The following is a 25,890-nucleotide window of genomic DNA, read 5'->3' as shown; positions in this document are numbered from 1 at the left end:
TCCAGAAATTCCATGACGCACCTCGACCTGATCAAATCGCTCGACAACAAAATGAACTACGAAAGGCTCGACATCATTATCGATCGCCTCGAATCGTTGGATGTGCCCTATCGCAAAGAGACGTATGCGACGGGAACCAACCTCATTGTTGACCTGGGGAAGGGAACAAAACGATTGGCCATCGCGTCTCATTTCGACAGGGTGGTTGACACGGCAGGGGCCAATGACAACGGTTCCGCTATTGCTGTATGCCTGGCCATCATTGAACGGCACATCCGTCGCCCGGAGGCGGAGTGGCCGTTGCGTGTGTTTTTCTTTGATGAGGAAGAAACCGGGCTGAAAGGGTCGGGCGCCTACGTGAAGACCCACGGTGTGGCCGATCTGCTTGGCGTGCTGAACATGGAGTTGGTGGGCAAGGGCGATCAGTTTGCGCTGTGGCCTGTGACCAACACACGAGTCGGCAAGTTACTCGAGACTTTTGAAGCCGTGGCGCAGCGCGACGACATTGCCACAGCCCGCTTCGACCAGATTGTGACCAACATGGCCGATCACGTTCCCTTTCGAAAAGCCGGACTGGAAGATGTTTTCACGATCACCTGCATTTCGGAACAGGACAAAAAAGTGGCCGAACACTACTATAAAGCCCTGGCGTTTGATGTTAGCGGCGACACGTTGACGGAAATTCTTTCGGGCGCACCCATCTTTGAACATTATCACAAACCAACCGACACCTACGACCGCCTCAGCGAAAAAGCTATCGAGATGTCCGCCACGACCGTTTGGAAAACGTTGGTGGGTTGTGCCCAAGCGCTCTACGTGTAAGTCTGATGGATATTAATTCAGAGAGCGTTCTTGTTTCGAATGGGATACAAATAGACAATCTTTACATCCCGCCGTTTACCTTGGAAAGAGGCACTATCGTGGTGATTCAACTACCTAGCGGGTTTCATTTTTCCCGACAACTTTTTCGGCTGGTGGATTTTTTCACAGGAACGGAAGAGCACGACGCCGTGGCCGTTCAGGCGAAATTGAAATTTGCAAATCACATCATCGAAGAAGGTTGGACAAGATTCTTTTATCCACTCACGGTGGGGCGTTATATAAAAAAATCGGCAAACCCAACCAGTGACCTTGCACAACAAATCTATGAAGCGGAACGGCTAAGGCCGGACACGTGCATTTCAACATTGCCCGGTGGAACACGAAAGATGCTGTCCTTACTGTCTGTCTTCTCCTGGACAGACAAAATTGTTTTCGATTTAATGGGAAGTGATCCTATGGGCGGCCAAGAGGCTTTCAATCTGGTAAGGAAACAAATTGGCCGGTCAGGGGCAGCCATATTGATTGATCATAATGACGAATTCAAGAACGACTGTACAAAATTTGTGGTGGCTGAACAGAAAGGAGCCTAATAAACGGCCCAGCCCTCCCGATCTCCTCCCCTAAAATCATGATACCACCTACCCTCTACAGGGTAGGCCGAAACGCTCTGTGAGGTGATTGACGTAGCCAGGGGTTGCTGGTACTTTTGCGGTTCAATTCAAAAATCCAACTACTATTATGAAATATCTATACATGTGGTGCCTTTTGCTCTGCGTTGCCCTCACGGCAAGTGCGCAGCAGACGGCCACAACAGGGGCGGTGCGTGGCACAGTGAAGACATCGGACGGAACAGCCGCAGAGTTTGTGAGCGTTCGCATTGAAGGCAATGGCGCAAAGGGCTCTACGGCCGGGGCCGATGGCAAGTATACCATCAACCGCGTTGCTCCCGGAAGCTACACGCTGGTGGCTTCGTTTATCGGCCTCGAAACACAAAAACAAACTGTTGAAGTTCGCGCGGGCGAAACAACCGTTGCTGATTTTGTGCTGAGCGAAGACGCGTCGGAACTGCAGGAAGTGGTGGTGTCGGAAGGAAGACTTTCGGCAGAGAGCCCCTATGTGTCGAAGATGCCACTCAAAAATCTGGAGAATTCACAGGTCTACAATTCAGTGCCAAACAACATCCTGATTCAACAGGCTGTTACCAATTTTGACGATGCGCTGCGCAACGTGCCCGGTGTTCAGAAACTTTGGGAGTCGACTGGTCGCGGTGGCGACGGTGCGTCCTACTATGCCCTGCGCGGGTTCGAAGCACAAGCTACGGTTGTTAACGGCTTGCCCGGTCTCACAAACGGCAGCCTCGATCCTTCGAACATCGAACGCATTGAAGTGGTGAAAGGCCCCTCGGGAACATTGTTTGGCAGCAGTCTCGTGTCGTATGGTGGTTTGATCAACACCGTTACAAAAAAGCCTTATCATGGTTTTGGTGGCTCCGTTGGCTACATCGCCGGCAGCTTTGGTCTGAACCGCATCACGGCCGACATCAACACGCCGCTTGGCAACGACAACGTGTTGCTGCGTGTGAACACGGCCTATCAAACCGAAAATAGTTTTCAGGATGCGGGCTTCCGCAATTCGTTCTTCATTGCACCAACCCTTACCTATAAGGCAAGCGAAAAGTTGTCGTTCACGTTTGTGACGGAATTTATGCAGGAAGAAAAAACAAACCAGGCCATGTTGTTCCTGGGTCGCGACACACCGCTGCAATATAAAAACCTCGACGACCTGAACTACAACCGCAAGCTGTCGCTCACCAGCAACGACTTGTCGATGAAGAACCCGCGCTACAACCTGCAGGCTATTGCTACCTACAAAATTTCCGATCAGTGGACATCACAGACCGTGATCTCGCGCGGTTCGGCAAAATCGACCGGCTACTATTCGTATCTCTACGACACCGAAAACGGGAAACGCGAATTTGCCCTGTGGATCACCAACATGCAGGCGCAAACACTGGTGACCGACATTCAGCAAAATTTTATCGGCGATTTCAAGATCGGCAACATGCGCAACCGCCTGGTGGTGGGGTTAGACTATTATGGTCGCAACCTGGTTGACAACGGTTCGGGCTGGTCGTGGGTGCACAACGTGAATGCGCAAGGTGATGTGAACTACATCTATCCCTACACTGGCGACGAAATGGCGCCTACTTACCTGACCCGCTCATCGATCGACAAACTTTTGTCGACCACAACGCCCAGCGCCAACAATACGCGCGATGGTCAATACAGCGCCTATTTCTCGGATGTTATCAACATCACACCGCAGTTGCTGGCACAGGCATCGTTGCGCGTTGACTACTTCGACAACGAAGGCGACATCCTGACAGAAGAAGACGACCAGACACAAACGGCTTTGTCGCCAAAGTTTGGTTTGATCTACCAGGTGTTGCCCGACCGCCTTTCGGTGTTTGCCAACTACCTCAACGGTTTCAAAAACGTGGCTTCGCGCACCTATGGTCAAGGTCCGAGCATCACGCAAACCTTCAAGCCCGAACATGCCAACCAATGGGAAGCGGGTGTGAAGATGAGCCTGTTGGCCGAGCGCCTCAATGGTACCATCAGCTACTACGACATTACGCTCGACAACGTGGTGACGGGCGGCACGGCAACAACACCTTCGCTGCAAGGCGGACAAGTGCGCAGCAAAGGTTTTGAGTTTGATGTGAACGCCAGCCCCGTGAAAGGTTTGGCCCTGCTGGCCGGTTTCTCGCACAACGACAGCAAAGTGGTGAGAGGTGACGAAGCAAACATCTGGCTGGAAACCGGACGTCGTCCGATCTATTCCGGTCCGGCAAATCAGGTGAACCTGTGGGCTACCTACACGCTCACGGCCGGCAGCCTCGAAGGTCTTGGTTTTGGTATTGGTGGAAACTATTCGAGCCAGCTCGCCATTCTCGACAGCCAGGTGACAGGCACATTCTATTTGCCCGAGTATGTGGTGGGCAATGCCTCGGTGTTTTTCAACGCCAGCAAGTATCGCATCGGCTTCAACCTGAACAACATAACAAACAAGTATTACTACACCGGCTATTCAACCATCAATCCACAAAAGCCGCGCAATGCAACGCTTAGCCTGGTGTATAAATTTTAAATTTTCAGGCGATGATCGTTCTGTATATAGGACTGCAGGTGTTGGGATTCTATCTGTTGTATAACAGTTCTCAACGCGCGCGGGTCTGGAGCGACGCCATCAGCCGCTGGTTTCAAGCACGCCGCACACTTGCCAAAGTGTGTGGCGTTGCCTTTTTGCTCGCATCGTTTGCGCTCTTTGCTATGCGCGATGGGTTGGGTGCGGGCATTATGGAAGCTGTGGTGGTGTTGATGGTGGTGGGCAGCACGATGGTTCTTCTTTGTCCGCTTAATCCCCGCGCGCACTAATGCCGGCCAATCCAAAACACCTCACCGCATCGCGCAGCCAGCGCTTTGCCAAAATTACGGCGGCCATTCTGGGTGGCTACATGCTGTCTATGGCGGTGCACCTGGCGTTGGCGTCGTGGCTCAACCATGTGAACGTTATCATCACCGCTACGTTCACGGCTTTCATTCTCTGGGCGGTGTTGATGGTGCTGGCGTTTCTGGCGCGCAACGGCTGGAAGGTGTGGGGCCTTTATATTTTACTCACCGCGCTGTGTGCCGTGGTGATCTATCTCGGCAAAACATACAACCCCGGGTTCATGGTGGTTCACCACTAACATTTCAACACAGGCGATGGAGAAACGATCGTATAATATTTTTTTCGACCTGCACACCGTGAGCGGCATCGTGATCAGTGTGCTGGTTTACGTTATTTTTTTCGCCGGCTCTTTCGCATTTTTTCGCAACGAGATTATTAACTGGGAACGCGGCGATGTGGTGAACGTGCGCACCTCCATTGACCTCGACCTGGACCAGGCTCTCGACACCCTTCACAAAGAATATAACCTCTACGGTCGCGACATCACCATTACCCGACCCAACGACGAGCGCCGCGTGTCGGTCTACCTCACGCCCTCCAAAGACACCCTGCTGAACAAGCAAGGGCGCGAAGGCGACTTTCTTTACCTCGACTCCGAGACGTTTAAAACCTATTCGTACGAAAACTCCTATACGCTGGGCGAGTTCCTCTACCGTCTTCACTTCTTTGCGCAGGTGCCTTACCCGACCGGATATTTTCTTTCGGGCTTCACAGCGCTGTTTTTGTTTTTTGCCGTGCTCACGGGCGTGCTGGTGCATTGGAAAAAGATTGTGACCAACTTTTATCTTTTCCGCCCACGCGAAAAACTGAAAACCGTTTGGACCGACGCCCACACCGTGCTGGGCACTATAGGCCTGCCGTTTCAGGCCATCTATGCCGTGACGGGTGCGTTTTTTATGATCAACATTTTGTTGCTCATTCCCAATGCCCTTGTGCTCTACAACGGCGACGATGCTAAGGTCTATGACGACCTTGGCTACAACCACCAGCAATTCGAATTCAAACACAAGCCGCTGGCAGCTCCGGTCCACATCAACGCCTTCATGGATCGCGCGCACCACGAGTGGAACGACTATCATGTTGCCGAAATTATTGTGCACAACTATGGCGACGAAGGCATGCATGTGCTGGCCGAAGGCCACCTGGCCAACAACGTGCAGCTGACCAGCCAGGGCGAACTGATCCTGAACGTGGCCAGCAACCAAATTGTGCATCGCCGCGACCCGCACGAAGGGGCCTCGTATGTGGAGAAGGTGAAACATTTGTTATACAGCCTTCACTATGGCGACTATGCGGGCACAGGGTTGCGCTATGTCAGTTTCTGGCTTGGGTTGCTGTCGTGCTTTGTGGTGATTACCGGCATCCTGGTGTGGCTGGAGGCTCGCAACAAAAAAAGCATTCCCGAAAAGCAAAAGAAATTTAACCGCATGGTCGGCCACATTTTCCTCAGCATTTGTTTGGCGATGTATCCGGTAACGGCGCTGTCGTTTATTGTGACGAAGCTCGTTCCGAGTGAGTTTGATGCAGAGCGACAAACCCTGCTGTATTCCGTGTATTTTATTGTGTGGCTTGTGCTTGCTGTGGTGTGCAGCGGGTGGCGCAATAATGCCAGAACCAACAGTGTGACGTTGTGGAGTGGTGCAGTGCTGGGATTGTTTGTTCCGGTGGTGAATGGTGTTGTTACGGGCAACTGGTTTTGGTTGTGCGTGTTTGATGGAAGGATTGATTTTTTTGTAGTGGATTTTCTTTGGATTACGCTTTCGCTGTTCAGCTTCCTGGCGCTGTGGCAGATAAAAAAGAAACGCACGAAGGCCGTTGTTGAAATGGTAGAAGTGAGCGTTGGGTGACGCCAGTGGCTATGCCTTGAAAAGTTTAGCTATTCAAAAGCTCACGAGGATTGATTTTCAGAATAGCTGCTATCTTAAATAGTTTCTCAATTGTTGGCTGACGGTGGTTATTGGCATACCGGGTAACGGTTTGAAAGTCTACGTCAAGCTGTTCGGCTAACCAAGTTTGAGACTTGTTAAGATCTTCCAAAACTTCTTTGATCCTATTGTAGACAGGCTTTTCAGTTTTTGATTTGCGTTTGGCCATTCAAACAAATATGACCATACAACCACTTTGGACATATGTCCAAAATGGGTATATTGGTATATAAACCATGTATTTATGCCATCCAAAAATCTTAGGTATCCATTAGTAAGGCTGTCGGAGGACACTCAATCAACCCTATTTCTTATCAGGGAGGAGCTAAAAAGTCGCAAACTCTTCCACGCGTTGCACAAAGTTGACTTTGACGATTGCTACTTCCTGCCTCATCTGGACTCTCTAATATTAAAGGAACTCGGTTTGGATGACCTCTCGGATGATGAGTTTGCCATCTATTCCGAAATACTTGAAAGAAGAGGCAAAAAGATTGAAGCTGATAACGACGCAGTGATGAAGCAGACGCTAAGGGCGTATTATGAATTAGTTGAGGCAAAGAAAAAAATGAAGGCGGAAAGGCGGCCATAGAACGTATTTTCTAGACTTAATGAAGATAGCACCTCCTCCACTTCATCAAATCGAAGGCTTCCTTTTGTTACAAATGCGCACTTTTGCCCGACTGTTTTGATATTTTCTTGCGGCTAAAACGGTGGAATTGACACGCTACGCAAAAAGACTGCGCAGTTGATGTTGATATTTGTATCGTAATCTATTTTCAAGATGACTCTACCCGAAGAACTTAAGCAGAATATTTTCAAGGTTATTGAGGAACAACTTCCCATTAAAGTGTTCGAGCATTGGCTTTATGGATCTGTAGAACTATCAGAACGGATGGGAGAAGCCCTTATTTTGGATTTGTTTTCGTTTAACTACAACCAACGCAGGGCAAGATATGAATTCAAAAAAGCGCTTCTGAAATATTTTGACGAGGATGAATTTCTCCTTTGGAAAGTGAAAGCCAATCTCCAGGACCTTGTGGACGAGCGCGAAACACGCGACCGCATTCTCGATGATTTTTATAGCCTGGGCTTGAACGATGATAAATGCGAATTTCTATTACACATGGGTTACTACAAGCATGATATTGATAATATTGGCTATAATGGCCTTGATCTAAAATCAGTTATCCAAAATTTGAAAGACGATGCGGCCAGTCTTTTGCGCGATATAAAAAGGGCGGAGGATGCAACACCCAATTTTAAACTTTCTGATTTTGACAGGCATAAGCCAAAAGAAGAGACGCTCCAAACGGAACCGGTTCCGAAGCAGTGGTGGAAATTTTGGAGATGATAGCTTGTGAAAGAAACTGATTAACCCTTTTTTTTTAGTGATGCGTTCAGGACATGCGCGCTTCTTTTATTTTTGAGATATGTTACTAACAATCACTACAACCCACTCACCCGCAACAGACTTAGGTTTTTTGCTCCACAAGCATCCTGACAAACTGCAGTCTATTGAATTGTCGCACGGACACGCCCATGTGTTCTATCCGCAGGCGCAGGAAGATAGATGCACGGCGGCGATTCTGCTCGACATTGATGCTATTGGCCTGGTGCGAAACGGAGGCGACCGCGGCTCCGAATCATTTTCGCTGGGGCAATACGTGAACGACAGACCTTATGTTGCATCTTCTTTTATGAGTGTAGCGCTGTCGAAAGCTTTTTCGACGGCCATGAATGGCAAATGTGCAAACAGACCAGAGCTAGTAGATGTGCTGATGCCCTTTGAGGTGAACATTTCGGTAGTGTCGGCGCCAAAGGGTGGGGAGTTGTTGATACGGAAATTGTTTGAGCCGTTGGGATATGCAGTGACTGTTCAGGGCCACACGTTGGATGCTCAGTTTTCTGAATGGGGGCAAAGCAAATATTTTACGGTGCAACTGAAAGCCACAACGAAGCTGAAAGACCTGCTCTCGCATCTGTATGTCTTGATACCCGTGCTCGACAACGAGAAGCATTATTGGGTTAGCCAACACGAAGTTGAAAAGTTGCTTGAAAAGGGCCAGGGTTGGTTGGGCGATCACCCTGAAAAAGAGCAAATCACAAAACGTTATCTGCGAAACATTGCCGGTCTGACACGAAATGCCTTGAGTAGACTTGTTGAAGGCGATGACGCACCGACGAATGAAGAAAATGACGAGGTTGATGTTGAAAAGGAAAAGCTCCACACGAAAAGACTCAAGGCAGTTCTGGGTGAATTGATGGCATCGGGAGCCAAAACGGTTATCGACCTCGGCTGTGGCGAAGGCAAACTGCTGAAGATGCTTTTGAAAGAAAAGCAATTTGTTCGCATTGTTGGAACCGATGTTTCGCATCGAACACTTGAAAAGGCGATGCAGCGCATCAACTTCTATGACCTGGCGCCCATGCAGAAAGAGCGCATCTCGTTGATGCAAGGTGCGCTAACCTATCGCGACAGGCGATTTGATGGGTTTGACGCCGCCGCCGTTGTGGAAGTGATCGAGCATTTGGATCTGAATCGCCTCAAAACGTTTGAGCGTGTTGTGTTTGAATTTGCCCGCCCCAAAACGGTTGTAGTCACAACGCCAAACCGCGAATACAACGCGCTGTTTGAGACCCTGAAAGCTGGCGACATGCGACACACCGATCACCGGTTTGAATGGACGCGCCACGAATTCGAAGCCTGGGCAAATGGTGTGTGCGACCGCAATAGATATGAGGTGCAGACAAAGCCTCTTGGCGATGTTGTGGAGGGCGTGGGTGGACCATCGCAAATGGCAGTTTTTAAATTGATTTGAAATGAAGAACAACGAACTTAACATACCGGAGCTTTCTCTTGTTGCACTGATCGGAATCAGTGGCTCCGGAAAATCTACATTTGCCAGAAAGCACTTCAAAGACACCGAGGTCGTATCGTCTGATCGTTGTCGCGCCATGGTGTCGGACGATGAAAATAATCAGGCGGCTACCGGCGATGCGTTCGATTTACTGCACTTCATTGCATCGAAGAGATTGAAGAGTGGATTGCTGACGGTGATCGACGCCACAAACGTGCAGTCGGAATCGAGAGCATCGCTGACTGAACTGGCCCGACAGTTTCATTGCATTCCGGTGGCGATTGTGCTGGATGTGCCCGAACGCATATGCGAAGACAGAAACAAAAAACGCTCCGACAGGGATTTTGGAAGCCATGTGATCTCCCAGCAACGCGCTCAGTTGAAACGTTCTATCAGAAAGTTAAAAGACGAGGGGTTTAGGCATATTCACGTGTTGCGCTCTGTTGAGGAAATAGAAAGCATCGAAAAGATCGAAAGAGAGAAACTTTACAACGACAAAAAAGAAGTGACTGGTCCGCTCGACATCATCGGCGATGTGCACGGGTGTTTTATAGAACTGTTCGAATTGCTCGGCACGTTAGGCTATGTGGTGAGGACTGAAGCGGAGGGCAACCTGCGATTTGAAGTGACGCATCCAAAAGGAAGGAGGGCCGTGTTTGTTGGCGATCTGGTTGACAGAGGCCCCGACTCGCCCGGCGTTTTGAAGTTGGTGATGAGCATGGTGAAGTCGGGTGTGGCCTTTTGCGTGCCCGGCAATCACGACGCAAAGTTGCTGAGATACCTGAACGGAAAAAACGTGCTGGTCAATCACGGCTTGGAAAAAACGGTTGAGCAACTTAGTGGTGAAAGCGAGCAATTTAAAAATGAGCTGAAGGACTTTTTGCACGGACTGGTGAGTCACTATGTGTTCGACAACGGCAAGCTGGTTGTGGCACACGCGGGGTTGAGAGAAGAGATGCAGGGAAGGGGAAGTGGCGCTGTGCGATCGTTTTGTATGTATGGCGAAACCACCGGCGAGATCGACGAGTTTGGTTTGCCGGTGCGCTACAACTGGGCGCTGGAATATCGCGGAAAAGCCAAGGTTGTGTATGGCCACACACCTGTGCCCGAAGCACAATGGCTGAACAGGACGATTGACATCGACACGGGCTGTGTGTTTGGCGGCAAGTTAACAGCCTTGCGATATCCCGAAGAGGAGCTCGTTTCTGTTAAAGCCAAAGCGGTTTATCAGATCCCTGCGAGACCGATTGATTTTGAGACGCAACAAAATGGGTTAACCCATCAGCACGAACACGACGACTTGCTCGACATTGACGATGTGACGGGCAAACGAATTGTGACCACCAGACTAAGGAACAGCGTCACCATCAAGGAAGAAAACTCAATAGCAGCCCTGGAGGTGATGAGTCGTTTTGCTTTGAATCCGAAATGGCTTGTCTATCTTCCCCCCACCATGTCGCCCTCCGAGACGAGCAAGGCAGAAGGATATCTCGAACATCCAGCCGAGGCCTTCAACTATTTCCGCAGCCAGGGGATAGAGAAGGTTGTTTGTGAAGAAAAACACATGGGGTCGAGGGCCGTGATTGTTATTGGAAAAGATGAGGAAACGATTCGCACACGTTTTGGAATTGACGGTGAAGGTTTAGGCGTATGCTACACCCGCACCGGTCGAAATTTCTTTAACGATACCGCTCTTAAAAAACAATTCATAGCCAGCGTGCATGAGGCTCTCACACAATCGGGCTTTTGGGAAACTCTGAATACCGGTTGGGTTTGTATGGATGCTGAACTCATGCCCTGGTCGGTGAAGGCTCAGGCCTTGTTGAAAGATCAGTATGCATCCGTAGGCACGGCTGCAAAGATCGCGCTTGACGATGTGGTGTCGGTGCTGGACGAAACAGCAAAACGGAATATCGAGGGCATGGCGCACTTGCTTCAAAGATTTAGTGCAAAACAGGAGATGGTGGCCGACTATACAAAGGCCTATCAGCACTACTGCTGGCCTGTGACCAGCGCTGATGATTTGACGCTGGCACCTTTTCACATTCTGGCCACAGAAGGATCGGTGCACGTTGACAAAAACCACGTGTGGCACATGGACACCATCAAGTCGATCTGCGACGCTGACCCGGGGTTATTCCTGATGACCAACCACAGGATAGTGGACGTTAACAATGAGGTGGAAGTGAACGATGCTGTTGCCTGGTGGACGGCGCTTACGGAACAAGGTGGCGAAGGCATGGTTATTAAGCCTTATGATTTTGTGGCCGCTGGGAAGAAAGGCCTTGTTCAGCCGGCTGTTAAATGCAGGGGTAGAGAATATCTCCGGATTATTTACGGACCTGAATACACAGCGTCTGAAAACCTCGACAGGTTAAGAAACAGAAGTCTCTCCGGAAAGCGTTCGCTTGCTTTGCGTGAGTTTGCATTAGGCGTGGAAGGCTTGGAGCGTTTTGTGATGAAGGAGCCTCTGAGACGAGTGCATGAATGTGTGTTTGGTGTGTTGGCGTTGGAGAGTGAGGAGGTGGATCCGAGGTTGTAGTGTGCGCATCCATTGCCGGATGGCGGTTGAGTCGTTGATCACTGTTGCAATGGATCGGCCTGTTTAGTCGCCACATGATTGGCACGATCCAAAATTAGTTTGGCAATCTCTTTATACTTGGCCACACCGACCAGCTTGCAGGCGTAGTATTCATCATCGGTGTCGGAGTGTTCGTGGGCGATGCAAATTGTTCCAATGTTTTTGCGTGCTTCAAAGAACGACTGTGTGAACAAAACGGCCGTTATGGATCCATAGGGAATTACTTTTGTGACGGGGGCCGAGAACAGTAGTGGCCTTGTGATGTGAACGCCGAGCGAGTCTAGCGTGTAGTAAACTTTGTCTTGAACGAAAGCGAGATGGTAGAGGAGATAGGGGCCTATCACAAAACAAATGGCTCCAATAATGTTGATGTCGTTAAGATTCAGCGGATAGTTTAAGAATATGCCAAGGGCTACAGCAAACGATGGAAGCATCCAACCCTTCAAAATGATGATTTCCCTGTCAGGTTTCAGTGTGAGGGATTCGCGGACCGGCAAGTCAAGCGCCGAAATATTAGCAAATTCCTGATCGCTCTTTTGGTCTCGATACTCTTGTATGAACGCAAAAATAGCGAAGAGCACGATAAAACCGCACACCAGCGGAGGCAACACGTTGCTTGTAAATCCCCATGTGGCTGCGCCAATCATCAGTAGGGGTAGGCCGTAGAGTGATATTTTTTGTTTCATCGATTCAATACTGGTCCGAAAGTTATCTCATATTTTTTGACATTGTACCACGCGAAGTGCATGCGACCCCCGTAGACAAAGGTTGATTGCATGAACGAGTTTACATGCGTAGGTTTTTCTGAGGAAGTACAAAATTGAACTGGAGAAGCTGAACGGATTCAACTGCCATGCTTAATCGTGGATCCCGCCTGACTTACTCAATTGTGTGTGGTGATTGCATCCCTCAATTATTGAGCGGCAAGAACGTGTACAATTCAATGTCACGCGACAGGTCGCGTTGGAGGCGAAGAATGCTTTCCTGGTACGAGTCGCCACTGATCACTTTCGTTAGTGTGCAGTCGTGATACTCAAAAGATATGGGGCGGATCCGGGGATGGACTGCCGCGATTTCGGCAGGAATGTCGCCGAGCGTTATTTGTCTGCCTTGGGGTGCAGAGATTTTCCAGTGCATGGAAAGCGTGTTGGTTTCGTATTTGAAGTTGGCGGTGTAGTATGTGAAATCTTCGGAGAATTGGTAGGCGAATGCGGGGAGGTTGGTGTTGAGGACTTTAAACGAGAACGTTGGCATGGTGAACGACTCAAATGAAGCGGCGATGTCGCCTTGCTTGAGATAGCTTACATAACCCGAGGGTTGGGCGTTTGTGACGTTCAACATGTAGGTGTCAAAACCGTCTATGTAACCAATCCGTGGTTGTTCCATTGCCGCTTGGTCTCCCAGGCGGTGAGTGTCGATGAAATTGAGAAATAAAGAGGCGAGTTTTCCATCGTTGTCGAGGTAGGCACCTGCAATGGATCCGTAGTTGGCGTATCCCTCGAAGTCCAGTTTGCGCTGATGTTCGAAGGGTGTGAAGTTGTTGTTCATGTCAAGTTCAATCTGGTCGCCGTTTTTGGCACCCGGCATCTTTGCGTAAACAGGAATTCCGTTGCGATAGCTGATGAGCAATAGATCGGAAGGCGAGCCGCGCATGATAAGGTTGGCGTTGAACGTGCCGCCGACGATGGTTTGCTTCCTTACGGAGCAGATCTTGCGGTTGGCAGCCCAAACTGCCAATGGCAGTCCATCGTAGCCGTTGAGTTTAACGTCTACCGAACTTGAGTCACTCCAGGAGAAACCGAGTCCAGCTATTGGTGCGAATGTTGAGCCTTTGTCTACATCGGCGTAGGTCTCTATATTAATGTATGTTATTCCATCTGTGTGAACACTGCTGCTGACAATGGTGAGGTTGAATTTGCCTACAGGCCTTGCCGAGGTGAGGGTGAGTTGTTCGCGGCCGTTTGTTTTCTTCACATCCAGAATGTTGCCGTCAACATCGGTAGCGTAGACCCAATGGTTTTGTGCGACGTAGGGAATGACCTGTGGATCGAGCGTGAGCAATCTATCGAAGTTGTTGTCGGGTTCGGAGCAGGCAGAAAGGCATGCGCTTATGATAAGAAAGGTGAACAGACGATAGAGATTGTGTGGGGATAATTTCTTGCGCATAACAGGTGTGGTTTTCAAGGTAAGGCTAGACGAAGTGAGGTGAATCTTTTGTCCAAATTATTCAAAAAACGCGCCAGTGTAGGTGGCTTAACAATTTGTTAATCTGGCGACGCCCAGCGTACCGTTGCACGAGCGCGGTGTGTAGGAGATGAGGTTGAGTGTTTGCAACAGTTCTATTGCAATTTGAGAACCAGCAAATTGAAGTTGTCGATCACGAGGGCAGGTTCGTCTACCATTATGAAATGGCCTGCGTTGGTGGTGGCGATGTGTGTGAAGTCGGTGACGCCGCTTTTTAGCAGCTCGTGGGCATCGTACAGATTTTGTTTGTCGGCCGTGGTGTGGGTGGGATCGGGTTGCATGCTGGTGAGCACTACTACCGGAATGTTTGGCAGGTTGGGCAGGGTGGCTGTGTATTGACTGTCTTCCATGAGTTCCCGGGCTTCTCTTGTTCCGCCAAAATCCGGACCCGCGCTGCTGTTAATTGAGTTGTAGAGCGCGTCTTCTTCTGCTTGTGTGGGATGAAGGTAGTATTCGTGCGAAGGGTCGACAAACAGCAGGGCTGCAACGAGGTCGGGATTTTTGACGGCAAAGTCGCGTATGATCATGCCTCCCAAAGAATGACCAACCAATATTACTTTTCGGCCGTTGGCATATTTGCTTACGACTGCTTCGAGTTCGATTCTGAGTCTGTTGATGTCGCGTGGCGTGTTGTCGATGGTGGAGGTGCCATAGCCTGCCCGGTCGTAGACCACCACATCCATTTTGGCACTGATGGCTTCGGCTACGTTTTTGGTTTGCCACACGGTGTGATCGTTGCCAAGGCCCGATTCGAAAACAACGAGATAGTTGCTGTTTGCCGCAACGGAATAGGTAGTGATTTTATGTGTGCTTAACTGGACAAAACTTTCGGTAAAGGAAACTTTTGAGTCGTCGTTGCTATTGCAGGAGAGGAGGAAGAGCAGGCTTGCCAGAAATGGAATGAGTTTGTGCATGGTTGTTGTTTGCACAAACCTAGACATTATTAACCCACCAAAGCGACACCTTGAAAAGAAATGTCGGTTTGGTGGTTTAATCTTGTCTTAATCTTCACACTCAAAATAACGTGCTGGTGGTTTATCGGATGGCTACGGTTACGTGGCCACTGCTGCGGACGTTGACGGGGATGCCGCCGCCGTTGAGTTTTCCGTTCACGTTGTCGTCGTCCATTTCGCCGCTGAAGTTGCTGAGGTTGTTTGTTTTGATTTTGTTGCCGCGCAGCTTCAGGTCGAGGCCGTGGTTGGCGGGCAATGATAAGTTGATGTTGCCGCCCGAGTTGGAAACGGTGACAAACTTGCCGAGTTGACTAATCTCCACTTCCATGTTGCCGCCGCTGGTTGAAGCATCTACGCTGCACGACAGTTCGCGCAACGTTACGCCTCCTCCCGACGTGTGGGCTGTGAGTTGGCCTTTGATGTTGTCGCCACGCACGGGGCCGCCACTGGTAGAAGCGTCGATGGTGCCGTCGAGTCGGTTGAGGGTGATGCCGCCGCCCGATGTGTTGAGGCGGATCTGACCGCTGCTATTGCTGACCTCGATGCCGCCGCCGCTGGTGGAGAGTGAAATTTCACCACCCGAGTCGGCCAGGTTGATGCCACCACCCGACGTTTTGCCGCGCACTGTGCCCGTGAGTTTTGTGAGGTCGAGGCCGCCGCCGCTGGTTGAAAAATTGTGTGTGCCCGACAGGTTGGTGAGGTCGATGCCACCACCGCTGGTGCTGAGGTCGGTGGATACATTTTGAGGCACATAGATTTTGAAAGAAATGCTGAGGCCCTTTTTCCAATTCATGTTTTGATGTTTGGGTTCGGCAACGGCCGTTACTTTGTTGCCCGACACCGACACGTTGAGGTTGTAGTCTTCTTCGAGCTTTGTTTTGATTTCGTCTTTTGAAAGGTCAAGGTTGTTGTTTCCCTGAACATAGACCTCGACACGGGTTTGGCTGACACTGACTCCCGAAACGGTTATGCCGCCACCCGATGTGCGCGCATAGACTTCGCTCACGCTTTCGTTTGCCAGCGACTTTGTTAGGTAGGGACTATTTTGCGCCAGGCCGGCCAGGCTAACGGCGAGCGCGACAAAAAGGAAAAGTATTTTTTTCATGTTGTTTATGGGGGTAAGGTGTTGTTAGTTGATTTCGATCCAGTGTGCACTAACCCAATCTATATGCCACGCTTCAAAACGGCCCTGAACGATCCTGTGCAGGCCGGGTTTCTCCGGAGATGTCCATATTCCACATTGCGTTGAGCGAATCCGGACAGCGTTTTGAAATGACGTGCTGTTAGGGCCCGGCAGCCCTGGAGAAGGAGCTACAATCCAGAAGACTTCTGTGGGGTGCGAAAGGTTGCATGGGCTGTGCGATTTAATATGAATGGGTGATTGGCAGTTAAAAAGAGGTTGAGTATTTTTATTTGGATGAAGGGCTTTGGAAGAATGTCGCCCAATTGAGACACTACATAAAAAAACTACTACAGAGCTTTACTAAAATTGTTATTGTATGAATCTGCTTTTTATGCTCGCCCTTGCCGGCATTGGCGTGTATGTGTACAGAACGTATTTTAGTTCCGGGTCTTATGAAACCAAGGATGAGCGCTACAACGCGGAGCGCGTTAAGAAACAAAAAGAGTTGGACGGCCTGCTTGACAAGATTGCCGCGAACGGCATGGATAGTTTAAGTGAACAAGAGCGGCGACGGCTTGATGAGTTGTCGGGAGGGCATTGAGGTTGAATGAGCAAAGGACGAATGTATCTACCCGACCAACATTGCTCACTAACGGACGCCCCATCCCAACCACCCCACCAAATTTCACAAATCAACCACCTTTTTTCTGGCAAGATATTGGGAATACGGCAACAGCACCAACAATCCAAATCTTGATATGCTAAGGTCTTATTTTCTGGTAGCCTGGAGAAATCTGCTACGCAACCGGGTGTTTTCGTTCATCAACATCGCCGGGCTCACCGCCGGCATGACGGTGGTGTTTTTGATCTACCTCTATGTGCTGGCGGAACATAGTTTTGATTCGTTTCATGCCCACAGCGAGCGCACCTATCGGCTGCCGATTAGCTATGAAGAAAACGGTGTGGTGCACAGGGCAGGTGCAGGAAATCATCCGGCGCTGGCGCCTGCGCTGAAGGGCAGCTTTCCGGAAATTGAAGCGGCTGCCAGAATTTCGGCGTCTACTGTTTTTGAGCCGGCCACCACGGTGGCTTATGAACCCGCCGGAGCATTGCCCGTGAACTTTGATGAAACAAAACTGTTTTTTGCTGACCCCGAGCTGCTCGACATTTTTGATCTGCCCCTGGTGGAAGGCGACAAAAGCAATTGCCTGAAGGAACCCTTCTCGCTGGTGATGACCCAAAAGACCGCGACGAAATATTTTGGCAACACGCCGGCCCTGGGCAAAACCGTGCGCTTGAATGGCACCGGCTATACGCTGACGGGCGTGTTGAAAGATTTGCCGCCTAACACCCACCTCAATTTCGATTTGCTGGCTTCGTATCCCGTAAAAAATTTTGGAGCAGACATGTGGGCATGGCCCGATTTTCTTACCTACATAAGGCTGGCTCCCGGCACGGACCCACTTGCGCTGGAAAAGAAATTTCAACCTTTTCTGGAGCCCTTCTTTGCCAAGGAGAAACTTGAATATGGCTTTGGCACCGTGGTTGATCTGCAACCCATTGAGGCCATTCACCTGACCTCGCACCTGCAAGATGAAATGGCCGGCAACGGGAGTGAGCGCACCGTTTATTTTGTGGGCCTGCTGGGTATTTTTATTCTGGTGATTGCGTGGGTCAACTACATTAACCTTTCGACGGCCAAAGCCATTGAGCGCGGCAAGGAAGTTGGCATGCGCAAGGTTTCGGGTGCAAGCCGCGGACAACTGATTGCTCAGTTTTTTGTTGATGCCCTGTTGATTAATGGGATTTCGATATTTCTTGCTACCGGCCTGGTGACGATGCTGCTTCCGGCCTTTGAACAACTGAGTGGTTCACCCATTGGCAGTATTCTGATGTCGACCCATGAACTATCGAACGTTTCGTTTTGGATGGCGCCGGTGGCGACGCTACTGGTGGGCATTGTGGTGGTGGGGCTTTATCCTTCCTTGCTCCTCTCGTCTTTCAAGCCCGCGCTTGTGTTGAAAGGAAAATTTACCAAATCGGCCGCGGGAATACGGCTGAGACGAGGCCTGGTGGGATTTCAGTATGTGCTTTCCATTGTGCTGATTGCCGGAACGATCACCGTTTCGAGGCAGATTGACTTTATGCACGAACAGGACCTGGGCTACCGTTCGGAACAGATGCTGATTGTGAAAGGTCCCTCGGCGGTTGACTCTACGCTTGCCGGAAGGTTTACGCACTTCAAGGACCTGCAGGGCAGACTGCCCGAGGTGATAAGAATGGCGCGCTCTACGAACGTGCCTGGTCGCACGTTGCCTTATGTTAACTCCATCAGGTTGTTTGGTCATGATTTACTTGACCGGGTTTCGGCCTACAGCCAGACCGTGGATGATCAGTTTTTTCCGACCTATGAAATTCCGCTGGTGGCGGGCCGGAATTTTACGGAGGACGATCGCTTCTCGTTTCCAAATCTTCCCAACGCCTCGTCGCTCATAGCGCCCCGTGACCGGACGTTTAGACCTGAACAGAATAAAATTATTATCAACGAACTGCTTGCCAAAAATCTTGGCTTCGAAAATCCTGAAGATGCCCTTCACCAGCAGGTGCGGTTTTCGCTTTGGGATGAATTTACCGGAGAGATTATTGGGGTCACAAAAAATTATCATCAGACTTCGCTGAAAGACACCTACGATCCGATCGTGTATGTTTTTGGTTCGTATGAGCAATGGCCGAGCATTTCGTTGCGCGTGAGCACAAAAGACCTTCCGGCTACCATCGCCAAGATTAAAGCCAACTATGCCACGGCCTTTCCCGGCAATGCATTTGAATATTTTTTCCTGGACGACTACTTCAACCAGCAGTATACAACGGAACATCAATTTCAGCAGGTCTTCTCTGTGCTGACCGCGCTGGCCATTCTGATCTCTTGCCTGGGTCTGTTGGGACTTGGCATTTTTTCGGTTTCGCAGCGCATAAAAGAAATCGGTATCCGAAAAGTGCTTGGCGCCCCCGTGATTTCCATTCTCGCTCTTTTTTCGCGCGACTCGGTGAAGATTGTGCTGCTGGCGTATGGCCTAGCGTTGCCTGTGATTTGGCTAGGCGCTGATTGGTGGCTGCAGACGTTCGCGTTTCACATCGGCATGGAGTGGATTATTTTTGTTGCGCCTCCTGTTTTGCTATTGCTTATTTCTATTGGTGTGATTGTGTCCATTGCCTTGAAGACAGCGCTGGCCAACCCGGTGGGCTCCCTTCGAAGTGAGTGAGGATTTAGCAATGGCTTTGTCAGGGATTGGATGTGATTTTCTGACTGATGTCTCGCGCTATTTTTTGTGCGTCGCGCGCGATCTCACGTATCTGGCCTGTGGGAGAAATCCAGAACCCGCAAAAGTATAGGCCGTCTTTGCCAAAGTGTTTTTGTTTGTCGACGCTCACGTTCAGATCGAGGAACCGGGTGTGATCCACTTCGATGATTTCTGCATAGTCTCTATAGTAGCCAATGCCGGCGACGATAGCATCAAAGTTGTCGTGGCTGCCGTCTTGAAAGTGAACGGTGTTGTGCTGGATGTGGTCGATGTTGCTGCGTATGGCGATGTGGCCCTTTCGGATGTGTGCAATGGTGCCGATGTCGAGCAATGGCACGGATCCGTGTTTTTCAATTTGCTCAAGCGGACCATAGGGAAGTTTTTTGAGACCCAGCCCCGTGATGTCGCCCACCAATAGCCTGATTAAAGGTGCATTCATTTTGTCGGCCAGCTTCGCGGGGATGAAGTTCATGAGCAACGCCAGTTGCAGAATGGGAATGCCAAAGATGTCGCGCGGCACCACATTCACGGCCGACCGGACGGACATGGATGGCGTTGCGCCTTGTTCGAATAGGTCTATGGCAATTTCGCAGGCCGAATTGCCAAACCCCACTACCAATACTTTCTGGCCTTTAAAGTCCTTGCCGGTTTTGTAGCCATAGCTGTGTAGGATTTTTCCGGGGAAGGTTTCCATTCCTTTGAATTGGACGGGCTTGGGCTTTCCAAACGGACCTGTGGCCACGATAACATATTTTGATTTGTAGGTGTGGCCCGATGTTTCGGTGAGCCAATGGTGATCGTGCTTTTTGACCGATAGCGCCTCGGTGTTGAAATCGGGATTGATATCAAACTCCTTTTGATAGTCGGCTAAGTAGTCGACAACCTGTTGCCTGGACGGATACAGTGGAACCGATTTGTCGAAAGACTTATAGGGTAGCCCGGACAGTTTTTTGCTGGTGTGCAGATGCAACCGATCATAGTGATTCTTCCATGTTGGGGCGGTGTGTTGTTGCTTCTCGATGATGTTATAGGCTATTCCTCTTTTTTTGAGCGAGGCCGCACTTGCCATCCCGGAGATGCTTGCGCCGATGATGAGGACTTGTGTTTCTTTTAGCATAGTTCAGATGTGTGAAGATCTAAAATACGGGATGAAGTTCGGTTTTGGGCGTGGATGGTGATTTTGGGGTGAAAGCTGTATGGGTGGGGTGAAATTTGGGATGGAGGTGGGCGGAAGTGGAATTGTTGGTAAATTTCGCGTGCATGCCCAAAGAAAAGCGAAGTAGGCAAAAGCAGAAAAAAAGAAGGAAGAATCAAAAAGGTTTAGTGTGGAAAAGGACAGGTTTGATTTAATGATGGCTAAGTATCGAGCGCTAGTCGCATTTGATTCGGTTAAAGCAAGGGCACGCATAATGCAGTTGGATTATGGGAATAATTTTTATCTGCTTCAATGCATTGCTCAGACTTATCTGGATGAAAGTCTATTTGAAGATGGCAGCAATAAAATGCGCAAGGAAATAAATCTTCGAAAATGGAGAATGGCCGAGAAATATATTATTAGAGCCTTTAGTATTGAAGATGACAATGCAGAGACACTATACACTATGGGGAAGATAAGAAAGTTAAGTAGTCAAACTGATATTGCCATATATTGCTTTAAAAGGATTATTAAACTTGGAGTAAATGCGATCGCGAGACAAGAATATTCGAGAGGAAAGGCGTTTGCGAAAGAATTAGTTAATGATGCAAAATTTGAGTTGTACAGACTGTACTTTGAAACCGACCCCAAAAAATCAGCTAAATATCTGGAAGAGTTTGAAGCTAATTTGAAGAAAGGCGTAGGGACAATATTTCAGCCCTTGTGTAAATTTTTGATATAGAGCTTTATCTCAGAAGACTTATGGTGTGGAATTGGTGGTGAGTGTACGCTCCAATGCATGAATAAATTCACCAATCACGTCGTACATTTCTTTTGGGTTATCATAAAACACAAAGTGATTGCTGTCTGAAATTTCCTTCGTGGCCATTCCCTTTTCTTGAAGCTCAGGTAGATAAGACAGGTTCCTGTTTTCCGAACCGTAGATAAATAGCCGGGGCATGTCCAGGTTTATGTATTGCCGTAGCAGATCGCCGCTGGCCGAATAGCTAACGGTTTGAAAGCTGTAGTTGTAATAGGACAGTATGTTCGTGTTGAGCTGAAGGTTGTTGGCAATGATGTGGTAGCCCGTGTTGCCTTTTTTCTTCATGTCGACGATTGTCCTGGGATAAACAATGTTGTGGAAGCTTTCATAGTCATGACTCACTACCTGGCTTGAAAACATGCAGTCTTCGGGCATTAGGTTCCCCTCTATGTTAATGTAGGCTTTTGCCTTTGAACTTCCTCCCCGTTGCAGATAAAGCAAGGTGGTTAAACCTCCCATGCTTGTGCCAACCAGAATGAAATTATTGATCTCGAGCGCATCGATGAATAGGCTTGTTATCTCGACAAGATCGTCAATGTTTAAAAGAAGGTCGTCGAAATAGGTTGAGTTTCCCGTGCCGGGGTTGTCGAAACAAATGAGGGTATGATCTTTTAATATATCTGCTTTGCACGCTTCCCAGTAATTCTCTTTCGCTCCACCCAAGCCATGTATAAATAGAACGGTCTCTTTGTTTCCGGTGCGGTGGAAGTATTCGATTTGGAATGTTTTTCCCCTGTACGGAATGGGAATGGAATTGATTTGTGGGGTTGCTTTCATGGGTAGATTAAATTCAGTGTAACGGGGATTTGTATTTGAAGTTCTGCGGCGTGAACTAAATACCTTAACCTTCGGTAGGGGAGGTTTCGTTTGACTTGGACGCTCACTATGCGGTAGATGGCCTTCATCTTAATGACCTTGTATATCAACGATGGATTGCGCTGTAGAAGAGTAAAAAATATTTTGTAGCTATTGCGATATTCCATGGCCAGGAAATTCTGAGATGACAGACAATCACATTTCGGTTTGTATTGGCCCATAGTTTTGCAGACGCCTGACCGCCAGATTTCGGGTGCGGTTGATCATCGGGCCCAAATCTGAAAGACTATTTAGGATTTGACGATTTTGGTGGCTTAATTTTCAAATTATTTCAATAGAGACAACAAACGGCCTGATGTTTTTTGTCGTCTCCGTAGATTATTCGTAACTAGTTATATCCAAGAAACCCTGAACCTCTGAAAAAGGCATTTGCCATATTCTTCCTTTCGATCTTCCTGTTTAACATGGGCGGTTACTACCTGGTTTATTGGGTGGCCAAATCACGGGCGAAGAAAGACATTCTGGTTCGCTTGGATGCAGACAACTATTCGTCAAACGACCTCGTGGTTATCTCGGTGCCTATCTCGCTTCCCTATCCTTTACAACAAAAAGATTACGAAAGGGTGGACGGTGAATTTGAACACCGGGGCGAATACTATCATCTTGTAAAGCAGCGCCTCGAAAATGACACACTGTTTATGGTGTGCATCAAAGATCATAAAAAGAAGAAACTGGTCAATGTACTTCACGAGTATGCCAACCTCACCAATAACTTACCAGCAAGCGCGCAGCATACCTTAGATTTATTCGCAAAACTATTTAAGAACTGCTCTTCTGTAGAATCGACGTCTGTATCGGCCGACGCAGGTTGGTGTATCTTGCTTTCATTTGTTGAAAAAGAGTATTCGCTACTCCAGCGCAATCATTCTGTGCTCTCGCCTCCGCCACGAGGTTAGCTATCGCCCTTACCTTTTCACCGCGGAAAGGTCAAACTCATTTTACAAGACTGAAAAATTCAATTTGTCTCATCCAACGGCAACACTACATTGAAGCGTCAAGTGCCTTGCCATTCCGAATCGAAACGGGAAAAACCTACGAAATCAGTTTCATGGCAAAAGCCCAATCAGCAAGAACACTCACAGCAGCAGTCAACGGCACAACGTCGAACACGGACTTCTGGACAAGCACAGTGAGTTTGACAACCACCGTCCAAACCTTTGGACCGTTTCAATTTGTGAGTTCCAATGCCGCCGTACGAGATGAAATAAATTCTGTACTATCTTTTTATTTGGCAAAAGGAGTAAACATCGATGTTTGGATTGACAAAGTTACTGTGAAAGACGTAACAACAGGTTGGGTTGCTGCGACTAGCTTGATCATTTCGCCTTCGCGATTGTCGCTTGTTGCTGGACAGACTGGTCAACTTTCAAAGTCCATCACACCCACCACAGCCTCTGAGCAAAATGTTAAGTGGACAACAAGCGATGCAAAGTGGCCACAGTCGACAGCAAAGGATTGGTGACGGCGCTAACCACAGGAGCCGTAACAATAACGGCCACGAGCATCGATGGGAATTTCAGTGCCCAATCCGTGGTGAGTGTAAACGCCAGTTTAACGTCCTATTCCACACGTCTGGCGGGCACCCCCAACGAACGCTATGGTTTGGCACGTTCACTCAGTGTTAGTCCCGGCGATGTAGTCAATGTCGAGGTATGGGTTAAATACATAGACTCGAATAGCAATAACTGGACGCCGGCACTGGCAGCTTTAGTAAGCAATTTGGCTTTGGGCACGGCTCCTACAGGAGCGTTAATTGACGGCGGAAATGTGGGGAGCATTGGTGGTGGCACATATCCGTTTATACCGACCAACCATGCCGAGCAGGTGAGCGCGCCACCGAAAGCCTACTTGAACTATATTCTTTTCGATAAGGACATGGTCCCAATTCCAAATGGATTTGGCTCACGCCAAATTTCAACAATTGCAAAAGAGACTGGAGCAGATGTACCGCACGAAAGATTGGCGTTTGACGGAACAGATCAGATCGTGGTGAAGGAACCAGGCTATGCTTATATTTATCTTAGCAATGAAAATGATACACCGGTTGATGTGTTTTTTGACGATTTTAAAGTGGAGCATTTAAAATCGAATGTGGTAAGTTCATCGGATTTTTATCCCTTCGGTTTGACGGCAAATTCATATCAGCAAAGCAATACACTTGAAAATAACTACCTCTTTGGAGGTAAAGAAAAACGAGGTGATTTGGAACTGGATATCTACGATTTTCAAACTAGACAATATAATCCGTCGGTAGGCCGTTTTATGTCAATAGATCCTGCGGCGGATATAATGCGCAGGTACAGTCCTTACTGCTACGCGTTTGATAATCCGATGCGATTCTCAGATCCGGATGGAATGGTGCCAGCGGATGGGGTATATGTTGACAGGAAAAGGTTTGATAAAAATGGTCGACAATTAAATCAAATTTCTTTTAGAAGGGCCGTTAGAATCGAAACGACAGTAACAATTCATAACGCAAAAATTGTTGATAAATCTTCTGGAGACAATCAGGGAAGGATGGGTACGAAAGCTGAAGTAAAAGAAGCTGGGGAAACGATGGCCAGGGAAATGAAAGACACATGGAACAAAACTGAAACTGATAAAAAAGGACGTGTTGTTTCAACGAAAGTCGAATTCACCGGGGAAATTACTGTAGTTGATGACGAAAGGGCCGTAAAGCCGTCGGAATTTTTGATGGTGATTAACTCAGATAGTGACAAACTTGGTCAAGAAGGTGAGGCACAAAAAGGTAGCAATAAAATAAATGTTGATTTTAGTTATAGTTACCTAGGTGAAATAATGGATCGGAATGATGCCGATGCTGACCAGTTTAAGCCTCTTTCCGAACGAGGCAAACCAGTTGATTTAAACAAATACGGCGGAGAGGATAATCCAAGTGGAGGACGAGTCGCTTCTCATGAACTGGGTCATAACGGTAATTTAGGTGACAGGTATGGAAAAGGAGGTCTCATGGATCGTAATCAGGGGAGGCCGCTTTTTTCTGATAGGTGGAATTTTTATAGAGGTAGATAGATTTGAACGTTAAACCATATATATATATATATATGAAGCTGACAATTATTACTGTTGCGCTTTTTGTCTCCTTGCCCTGCTTCGCGCAATTGGATTCGGCGACTGTCATTTTCAAAGGAAACATGAGTGGTGAGCGATACAGAGTGTATTGGCATGGGAAATTGTTGTTGGCGTTTAAAGCAAATAAGGCTGCGCATCATGTTTTCAAAGTGCCAAGGGATACGACGTGGATAAAGGATGGTTATACAGTTGAATTCTTAATATACAGAAGGTCGCGTTTTGGTCTGCGCTACGAGGAAGTCGGAACATTTAATCCAGACTACCAGCCAAAAAAATATCTGATAATTTCGCGAAACTTCGAACCAAGTCCGAGAATAAATCTCGATACCTATTGGTCTGAAAAACTGCCTTTAAAAAAGGCACAATAAAAGCTGCAAAGGTGATTGAGCTTACGGAAAACAAGGTGACTACTAAAACAAATTGAAAGGCTTGAAGTAAGCTAATAGCTTAGCCATGTATCATGTTATAAATGAATTGCTAAAAAATCGAAAATTGGAACAAGTGTGGCATTGTTTTTCACCAAGAATGGGTTTTGGTGGTCTGCGTTGCATCTTAGTTGGAAGTGGTGTAGCGTTCAAATGTGAGCGGCGAGAATTCTTGGCCAATTAACTTTAATAGCTAGTACTTGACCTGACAGTTGAG

23 protein-coding genes and 1 pseudogene are annotated in these 25,890 nt (G+C 48.5%); 17 read left to right on the top strand and 7 right to left on the bottom strand.

What is annotated here, in order from left to right:
- Positions 1–12 precede the first annotated feature (12 nt).
- From JI741_RS09370 to JI741_RS09345, 6 genes are all read left to right on the top strand, one after another.
- Positions 13–822 (top strand): M28 family metallopeptidase, encoded by an 810-nt coding sequence (locus tag JI741_RS09370; protein WP_202008811.1) that lies wholly within the window; start codon positions 13–15, stop codon positions 820–822.
- Positions 823–827: 5 nt separating this feature from the next.
- A complete protein-coding gene (locus JI741_RS09365; RefSeq protein WP_202008810.1) occupies positions 828–1,412 on the top strand; it encodes a hypothetical protein in 585 nt (194 codons plus the stop codon).
- Positions 1,413–1,560: 148 nt separating this feature from the next.
- Positions 1,561–3,972: a TonB-dependent receptor gene (locus JI741_RS09360; protein WP_236675982.1), complete on the top strand. Its 2,412-nt coding sequence runs from the start codon at positions 1,561–1,563 to the stop codon at positions 3,970–3,972.
- An 11-nt stretch (positions 3,973–3,983) separates the two neighbouring features.
- Positions 3,984–4,259: a DUF3325 family protein gene (locus tag JI741_RS09355; RefSeq protein ID WP_202008809.1), complete on the top strand. Its 276-nt coding sequence runs from the start codon at positions 3,984–3,986 to the stop codon at positions 4,257–4,259.
- Positions 4,259–4,573, top strand: a complete 315-nt coding sequence (locus tag JI741_RS09350) for a hypothetical protein (protein WP_202008808.1) — start codon at positions 4,259–4,261, stop codon at positions 4,571–4,573. The genes JI741_RS09355 and JI741_RS09350 overlap by 1 nt, the downstream gene beginning before the upstream one ends.
- A gap of 16 nt (positions 4,574–4,589) precedes the next feature.
- Entirely contained in the window at positions 4,590–6,182 is a 1,593-nt protein-coding gene (locus tag JI741_RS09345; RefSeq protein WP_202008807.1) for a PepSY-associated TM helix domain-containing protein, read from the top strand.
- Between the two features lie 25 nt (positions 6,183–6,207).
- Here JI741_RS09345 and JI741_RS09340 read toward each other — a convergent pair whose 3' ends face one another.
- A complete protein-coding gene (locus JI741_RS09340; RefSeq protein ID WP_202008806.1) occupies positions 6,208–6,429 on the bottom strand; it encodes a helix-turn-helix domain-containing protein in 222 nt (73 codons plus the stop codon).
- Positions 6,430–6,504: 75 nt separating this feature from the next.
- Between JI741_RS09340 and JI741_RS09335 the strand changes: the two genes are divergently transcribed.
- The 4 genes from JI741_RS09335 (at position 6,505) to JI741_RS09320 (ending at position 11,660) form a co-directional block, all read left to right on the top strand.
- Positions 6,505–6,849, top strand: a complete 345-nt coding sequence (locus JI741_RS09335) for a hypothetical protein (RefSeq protein ID WP_202008805.1) — start codon at positions 6,505–6,507, stop codon at positions 6,847–6,849.
- Positions 6,850–7,041: 192 nt separating this feature from the next.
- On the top strand, positions 7,042–7,611 hold the full coding sequence (locus JI741_RS09330) for a hypothetical protein (protein ID WP_202008804.1): 570 nt from the start codon (positions 7,042–7,044) through the stop codon (positions 7,609–7,611).
- Positions 7,612–7,690: 79 nt separating this feature from the next.
- Complete coding sequence (locus JI741_RS09325; protein WP_202008803.1) at positions 7,691–9,079, top strand: 3' terminal RNA ribose 2'-O-methyltransferase Hen1; 1,389 nt, start codon at positions 7,691–7,693, stop codon at positions 9,077–9,079.
- A 1-nt stretch (position 9,080) separates the two neighbouring features.
- Positions 9,081–11,660, top strand: a complete 2,580-nt coding sequence (locus JI741_RS09320; protein ID WP_202008802.1) for a polynucleotide kinase-phosphatase — start codon at positions 9,081–9,083, stop codon at positions 11,658–11,660.
- A gap of 38 nt (positions 11,661–11,698) precedes the next feature.
- Here the strand turns inward: JI741_RS09320 and JI741_RS09315 are convergent, their stop codons facing one another.
- The 4 genes from JI741_RS09315 to JI741_RS09300 form a co-directional block, all read right to left on the bottom strand.
- The gene (locus tag JI741_RS09315; RefSeq protein WP_202008801.1) at positions 11,699–12,385 is read right to left on the bottom strand and encodes a PH domain-containing protein; all 687 of its coding nucleotides are present in this window, start codon (positions 12,383–12,385) and stop codon (positions 11,699–11,701) included.
- A 223-nt stretch (positions 12,386–12,608) separates the two neighbouring features.
- Positions 12,609–13,865, bottom strand: coding sequence for a hypothetical protein (locus JI741_RS09310; RefSeq protein WP_202008800.1), 1,257 nt, complete (start codon positions 13,863–13,865; stop codon positions 12,609–12,611).
- A 173-nt stretch (positions 13,866–14,038) separates the two neighbouring features.
- The gene (locus JI741_RS09305) at positions 14,039–14,857 is read right to left on the bottom strand and encodes an alpha/beta fold hydrolase (RefSeq protein ID WP_202008799.1); all 819 of its coding nucleotides are present in this window, start codon (positions 14,855–14,857) and stop codon (positions 14,039–14,041) included.
- A gap of 121 nt (positions 14,858–14,978) precedes the next feature.
- Positions 14,979–16,001 carry a DUF4097 family beta strand repeat-containing protein gene (locus tag JI741_RS09300; protein WP_202008798.1) on the bottom strand — a complete coding sequence of 341 codons (1,023 nt, stop codon included), beginning with the start codon at positions 15,999–16,001 and terminating at the stop codon, positions 14,979–14,981.
- Between the two features lie 394 nt (positions 16,002–16,395).
- Here JI741_RS09300 and JI741_RS09295 point away from each other — a divergent pair, with 394 nt between their 5' ends.
- Positions 16,396–16,620, top strand: coding sequence for a DUF6576 domain-containing protein (locus JI741_RS09295; protein ID WP_202008797.1), 225 nt, complete (start codon positions 16,396–16,398; stop codon positions 16,618–16,620).
- A 157-nt stretch (positions 16,621–16,777) separates the two neighbouring features.
- A complete protein-coding gene (locus tag JI741_RS09290) occupies positions 16,778–19,282 on the top strand; it encodes an ABC transporter permease (RefSeq protein ID WP_202008796.1) in 2,505 nt (834 codons plus the stop codon).
- Positions 19,283–19,301: 19 nt separating this feature from the next.
- On the opposite strand, the gene JI741_RS09285 is transcribed toward JI741_RS09290, so the two are convergent.
- Positions 19,302–20,438: a flavin-containing monooxygenase gene (locus tag JI741_RS09285; RefSeq protein ID WP_202008795.1), complete on the bottom strand. Its 1,137-nt coding sequence runs from the start codon at positions 20,436–20,438 to the stop codon at positions 19,302–19,304.
- 208 nt (positions 20,439–20,646) lie between these two features.
- Between JI741_RS09285 and JI741_RS09280 the strand changes: the two genes are divergently transcribed.
- On the top strand, positions 20,647–21,198 hold the full coding sequence (locus tag JI741_RS09280; protein ID WP_202008794.1) for a hypothetical protein: 552 nt from the start codon (positions 20,647–20,649) through the stop codon (positions 21,196–21,198).
- An 18-nt stretch (positions 21,199–21,216) separates the two neighbouring features.
- Here the strand turns inward: JI741_RS09280 and JI741_RS09275 are convergent, their stop codons facing one another.
- Positions 21,217–22,056 carry an alpha/beta fold hydrolase gene (locus tag JI741_RS09275; protein WP_202008793.1) on the bottom strand — a complete coding sequence of 280 codons (840 nt, stop codon included), beginning with the start codon at positions 22,054–22,056 and terminating at the stop codon, positions 21,217–21,219.
- Positions 22,057–22,559: 503 nt separating this feature from the next.
- Here JI741_RS09275 and JI741_RS09270 point away from each other — a divergent pair.
- The 4 genes and pseudogenes from JI741_RS09270 to JI741_RS09255 all read left to right on the top strand — a co-directional run bounded on the left by JI741_RS09270 (position 22,560) and on the right by JI741_RS09255 (position 25,616).
- Positions 22,560–23,051 (top strand): hypothetical protein, encoded by a 492-nt coding sequence (locus tag JI741_RS09270; RefSeq protein WP_202008792.1) that lies wholly within the window; start codon positions 22,560–22,562, stop codon positions 23,049–23,051.
- 152 nt (positions 23,052–23,203) lie between these two features.
- Positions 23,204–23,628 (top strand): annotated as a pseudogene (locus JI741_RS09265) (Ig-like domain-containing protein); the annotation flags it as partial.
- Between the two features lie 402 nt (positions 23,629–24,030).
- Positions 24,031–25,188 carry an RHS repeat domain-containing protein gene (locus JI741_RS09260; RefSeq protein ID WP_236676018.1) on the top strand — a complete coding sequence of 386 codons (1,158 nt, stop codon included), beginning with the start codon at positions 24,031–24,033 and terminating at the stop codon, positions 25,186–25,188.
- A gap of 32 nt (positions 25,189–25,220) precedes the next feature.
- Positions 25,221–25,616 (top strand): hypothetical protein, encoded by a 396-nt coding sequence (locus JI741_RS09255; RefSeq protein ID WP_202008789.1) that lies wholly within the window; start codon positions 25,221–25,223, stop codon positions 25,614–25,616.
- The last annotated feature ends 274 nt before the right edge of the window (positions 25,617–25,890 follow it).

The sequence above is a fragment of the Chryseolinea lacunae genome, assembly GCF_016735595.1.
In the GTDB taxonomy this organism is placed as follows: domain Bacteria; phylum Bacteroidota; class Bacteroidia; order Cytophagales; family Cyclobacteriaceae; genus Chryseolinea; species Chryseolinea lacunae.
This window is presented reverse-complemented; position numbering and strand designations above follow the sequence as displayed.

Bases quoted from the DNA above. Each gene is read 5' to 3' on its own strand.
- JI741_RS09320 (WP_202008802.1), top strand. From the start codon at position 9,081: ATGAAGAACAACGAACTTAACATACCGGAGCTTTCTCTTGTTGCACTG.
- JI741_RS09310 (WP_202008800.1), bottom strand. From the start codon at position 13,865: ATGCGCAAGAAATTATCCCCACACAATCTCTATCGTCTGTTCACCTTT.
- JI741_RS09260 (WP_236676018.1), top strand. From the start codon at position 24,031: ATGGTCCCAATTCCAAATGGATTTGGCTCACGCCAAATTTCAACAATT.
- JI741_RS09335 (WP_202008805.1), top strand. From the start codon at position 6,505: ATGCCATCCAAAAATCTTAGGTATCCATTAGTAAGGCTGTCGGAGGAC.
- JI741_RS09295 (WP_202008797.1), top strand. From the start codon at position 16,396: ATGAATCTGCTTTTTATGCTCGCCCTTGCCGGCATTGGCGTGTATGTG.
- JI741_RS09350 (WP_202008808.1), top strand. From the start codon at position 4,259: ATGCCGGCCAATCCAAAACACCTCACCGCATCGCGCAGCCAGCGCTTT.
- JI741_RS09290 (WP_202008796.1), top strand. From the start codon at position 16,778: ATGCTAAGGTCTTATTTTCTGGTAGCCTGGAGAAATCTGCTACGCAAC.
- JI741_RS09340 (WP_202008806.1), bottom strand. From the start codon at position 6,429: ATGGCCAAACGCAAATCAAAAACTGAAAAGCCTGTCTACAATAGGATC.
- JI741_RS09315 (WP_202008801.1), bottom strand. From the start codon at position 12,385: ATGAAACAAAAAATATCACTCTACGGCCTACCCCTACTGATGATTGGC.
- JI741_RS09255 (WP_202008789.1), top strand. From the start codon at position 25,221: ATGAAGCTGACAATTATTACTGTTGCGCTTTTTGTCTCCTTGCCCTGC.
- JI741_RS09345 (WP_202008807.1), top strand. From the start codon at position 4,590: ATGGAGAAACGATCGTATAATATTTTTTTCGACCTGCACACCGTGAGC.
- JI741_RS09330 (WP_202008804.1), top strand. From the start codon at position 7,042: ATGACTCTACCCGAAGAACTTAAGCAGAATATTTTCAAGGTTATTGAG.
- JI741_RS09360 (WP_236675982.1), top strand. From the start codon at position 1,561: ATGAAATATCTATACATGTGGTGCCTTTTGCTCTGCGTTGCCCTCACG.
- JI741_RS09300 (WP_202008798.1), bottom strand. From the start codon at position 16,001: ATGAAAAAAATACTTTTCCTTTTTGTCGCGCTCGCCGTTAGCCTGGCC.
- JI741_RS09285 (WP_202008795.1), bottom strand. From the start codon at position 20,438: ATGCTAAAAGAAACACAAGTCCTCATCATCGGCGCAAGCATCTCCGGG.
- JI741_RS09370 (WP_202008811.1), top strand. From the start codon at position 13: ATGACGCACCTCGACCTGATCAAATCGCTCGACAACAAAATGAACTAC.
- JI741_RS09355 (WP_202008809.1), top strand. From the start codon at position 3,984: ATGATCGTTCTGTATATAGGACTGCAGGTGTTGGGATTCTATCTGTTG.
- JI741_RS09305 (WP_202008799.1), bottom strand. From the start codon at position 14,857: ATGCACAAACTCATTCCATTTCTGGCAAGCCTGCTCTTCCTCCTCTCC.
- JI741_RS09325 (WP_202008803.1), top strand. From the start codon at position 7,691: ATGTTACTAACAATCACTACAACCCACTCACCCGCAACAGACTTAGGT.
- JI741_RS09270 (WP_202008792.1), top strand. From the start codon at position 22,560: ATGGGCGGTTACTACCTGGTTTATTGGGTGGCCAAATCACGGGCGAAG.
- JI741_RS09365 (WP_202008810.1), top strand. From the start codon at position 828: ATGGATATTAATTCAGAGAGCGTTCTTGTTTCGAATGGGATACAAATA.
- JI741_RS09275 (WP_202008793.1), bottom strand. From the start codon at position 22,056: ATGAAAGCAACCCCACAAATCAATTCCATTCCCATTCCGTACAGGGGA.